The following is a 3,404-nucleotide window of genomic DNA, read 5'->3' as shown; positions in this document are numbered from 1 at the left end:
CCCGTCCGAACCTTCCACCACGATGACTGGGTGAACGCTGTGGCCTTCAACCACGACGGCACCACCCTCGCCACCGGAAGCGACGACGGCACCGCACGGCTCTGGGGCATCTTCTAGAAGACAGCCACGGCCGCCCTGCCCGAGATCACCACCCGGTAGGTCTCCCGCGTGAAGTGCGTGGTGTGGCTCCCCTGTTCGGCAGGGTCCGCTTCCCGTCCACACCCGCGGCCAACACCGTTGAGCCGGCCCCGCCTCGTGCGTGAGCCGGGCGTCCGCGCTCGATCTCGTCGCACCGGCCACGTGGAGGCGGCGACAGACCCCCCGGCCCCACCCCCGCAGACCATCGCCCTGTATGAACGCTTTGCCGCTTTCACCGAACGCGGGGCGCCGTTAACGAACGAGGCACCAGCCGCAAACGACGGTGACGCTCCTGGCCAGCCCGGACGGACGGGGGGAGAGCCGCGTTCTCGACGCTCGTCGGTGGCGAGGAACGATCGTTTTCCGGACAGTCGGCCGGAACGACCCCGGAGGGCGCCGGACCGGACCCCGAAGTGGCGGAAAAACGTGTCGGAAACTCGGGGTGTTCATCTACTCCGCAGGCACCGTTTTTGTACACCCGGGGGCTGGACACCACCCTCGCGATCCCCGACGACCCCCTTGGCCCACTCGTTCCAGGAGCTGACCACCCTCGTGGGCGATCTGCGCCGCGCCGGGGTGGGCTTCTGATCCCGGCACGCAGCACTGGACACCACCGCCCCCGGCGGCAGGCTCGTGTTCCAGGTCTTCGCCGCCCTGGCCGGGTCCATCCGCGAACTCATCGTCGAGGGCGCCCGCGAGGGCCTGGCTGCGGCCCGCGCGGCAGACACCCGCCTCGGGCGTCCTCCGGCCATGGACGACGAGCAGGTCCGCCACGCACGGGCCCTTCTCGTCCAGCCGGAGAACAGCGTGGCCTCCATCGCCCGCCTGCCCGGCGTGCCCCGTTCGCCCCTGTACGAGCACGTGCCGGAGCTGTCCGGAGCCCATCGACAAGCAGTTGGACTCTCAGTCCACACCTGGAAATTTCATCTAACATGGGAGCAGAGTGCCCGCCGGGTCGTGAGACCCGGCGACGGCACGCCGAACGAGGAGAAGCCGGAACCGTCCATGAACGCCGAGCAGCATCCAGCCGCCACCGTCCCCGACTTGTACGACCGGTCCGGAAAGCGCTACTCCCTGGACGATCCCCGCTGGCGGGGCGAGGACGGCGGCCCCCTCGCCGTCAGTGCCCTGCCGGGCCTGCGTCCGGAGCAGATCGACACCGCCGAACGCTCCCTGTGGCGCTACCACGCGGCCCTGCCCGTCCCGGCCGCCCGCCGGGTGAGCCTGGGCGAAGGATGCACGCCGATGGTCCCGGTCGACTGGGCCGGTCGGCGCGTCCACTTCAAGCTGGAGTGGTTCAACCCGACCTCCAGCTTCAAGGACCGGGGCGTATCGGTGATGATGTCCCACCTGGCGGCACACGGCGTCGACCGCGTACTCGAGGACAGTTCGGGCAACGGCGGTTCCGCGGTGGCCGCCTACGCCGCCGCTGCCGGCATCCGCGCCAGGATCATCGTTCCCGCCGCCACCTCGGAGGCCAAGATCCTCCAGGCCCGCGCCTACGGAGCGGAGATCGAGCTCGTGGGCGGCACCCGCGACGAGGTCTCGGACGAGGCGATCCGCCAGTCGGAGCAGATCCCCTACGCCAGCCACAACTGGCACCCCATGTTCATCCAGGGCACCAAGACCATCGCCTACGAGATGTGGGAGTCGCTCGGCTTCACCGCGCCCGACAACGTCGTCCTGGTGGCCGGGGCGGGCAGCAACGTCATCGGGTGCGACATCGCCTTCGGCGAGTTGCTCCGCGCCGGCCAGATCGACAGGCGCCCGCGCCTGTTCGTCGGACAGCCCGAGCACTGGGCGACCATCGCCGATACGTTCAACGGCGTCGATTCGGCCCAGCGCGGCGAGCGGGTACCGACGATCGCCGAGGGCGCGTCCATCGCCCACCCGGTCCGGCTTCCTGAGGCGGTGGAGGCCATCCGCCGCTCCGACGGCGCCGCCTGCGCCGTCCCGGAAGCGCAGATCCACGCCGCGGTCCGCGCACTGAGCGCGCGAGGCCTGTACGCCGAGCCGACCAGCAGCGTCGCCGCGGCGACCCTCGACCACTTCATCGCGACGGGCGACATCGCGCCGGGCGAGAGGACCGTGGTCGTGCTCACCGGTGCGGGGCTGAAGTCCACCGAGAAGATGGCCTCGGTGTTCACCGGGCCCGCCGACTGAGCCCTGACCGGGAAAGGAGAGCGCGATGACACACCCCTCCCAGGAGGATCCCACCGACGAACACCCCGATCAGGAGGACGAGCACCTCATACGGGAGGCCGAGCGCATCGCCGTCGCCGTCGGACGCATGTTCCCGGGCCTGTGCGAAGTCGTCCTGCACGACCTGCGCCGGCCCGACAGCGCCATCCGCGCCATCGAGAACAACCTGTCCGGGCGGCGGGTCGGCGACTCCGCCACCGAACTGGGACTGCGCCGCATCGAGGACCCCGACTACCCCAGCGTCATCCAGAACTACAGCAACAGGTTCCCCGACGGACGCCCGGCCAAGAGCACCTCGATCGGCATCAAGAACGCCGGCGGGCGCTACGTCGCGGCCCTGTGCCTGAACCTGGACGTGAGCGCGCTGTCCCCGCTGGCGCTGACCCTGGCCAACCTCGTCGCCACGGACGTCGAACACCGGGGCGAGGGCCTGGAGACGCTGCGCGACCGCACCGGGCGCGAACTCCGGTCGGCCATCGACTCCTTCGCCGCCGAGCGCTCCAGCACCCCCCGCGGCCTCAACCGCGACCAGAAGCGCGAACTGGTCCGGCAGCTGCATCGCGAGGGGTTCTTCGAGACCCGCAGTTCCGCGCAGCTCATCGCCGACCGGCTCGGCGTCTCCCGGGCGACCGTCTACAACTACACGAAGTAGCCCTCCCGGCTGTGGGAGGTCTCCCCGACGAGGTCGGTGCGGCCTTCCCGGAGGCCGGTCCGCACGCCGGCGCCCGCGCCGCGCTCCACGGGACACCGTGCGACCATGGCCGCACAGCCCCGGGCTCCCGGGCGGACCGGGGCCGGGTGCGGACTGTCGGAGGGACCGGCCAAGGTGGCGGTGGCCGCTTTTGCCGCCCCCGGGCGCAGGCCCCACCACCGACCCCGACACGATGGAGCCCCCCATGCCCGGCCGCCTCACCCCGGCCCGCTTCGTCGACCTCTACGACCTGGGCGCCAGACCGCACATCCTCGTCTACCGCACCTCTGTGGGCGACCGGCGGCGCCGGGAGTGGCTGATCGACGCCGGGCTCCTGGCCCCGTGCGATCCCCCCGACCGCGGCTACGCCTTC

Annotated in this window: 3 protein-coding genes; all 3 read left to right on the top strand. The window is 71.3% G+C overall.

The genetic code is table 11. The features are described 5' to 3' along the window. On the top strand, nt 1-117 hold a 117-nt coding region (locus ACFQBR_RS27705; RefSeq protein WP_378554862.1), incomplete at its 5' end, for a WD40 repeat domain-containing protein. 654 nt (nt 118-771) lie between these two features. Beyond that, nucleotides 772-2,301 carry a pyridoxal-phosphate dependent enzyme gene (locus ACFQBR_RS27700; protein WP_344177928.1) on the top strand — a complete coding sequence of 510 codons (1,530 nt, stop codon included), beginning with the start codon at nt 772-774 and terminating at the stop codon, nt 2,299-2,301. A gap of 25 nt (nt 2,302-2,326) precedes the next feature. After that, nucleotides 2,327-2,992: a helix-turn-helix transcriptional regulator gene (locus ACFQBR_RS27695; RefSeq protein WP_344177926.1), complete on the top strand. Its 666-nt coding sequence runs from the start codon at nt 2,327-2,329 to the stop codon at nt 2,990-2,992. Nucleotides 2,993-3,404: the final 412 nt, after the last annotated feature.

It is taken from the genome of Nocardiopsis tropica (genome assembly GCF_042660575.1).
GTDB classification, from domain to species: Bacteria; Actinomycetota; Actinomycetes; order Streptosporangiales; family Streptosporangiaceae; genus Nocardiopsis; species Nocardiopsis tropica.
The sequence above is the reverse complement of the archived record's forward strand: the minus strand, read 5'-3'. Positions and strand labels throughout refer to the sequence as shown.

Coding starts and splice junctions, on each gene's coding strand:
- ACFQBR_RS27695 (WP_344177926.1), top strand. CDS start 2,327: ATGACACACCCCTCCCAGGAGGATCCCACCGACGAACACCCCGATCAG.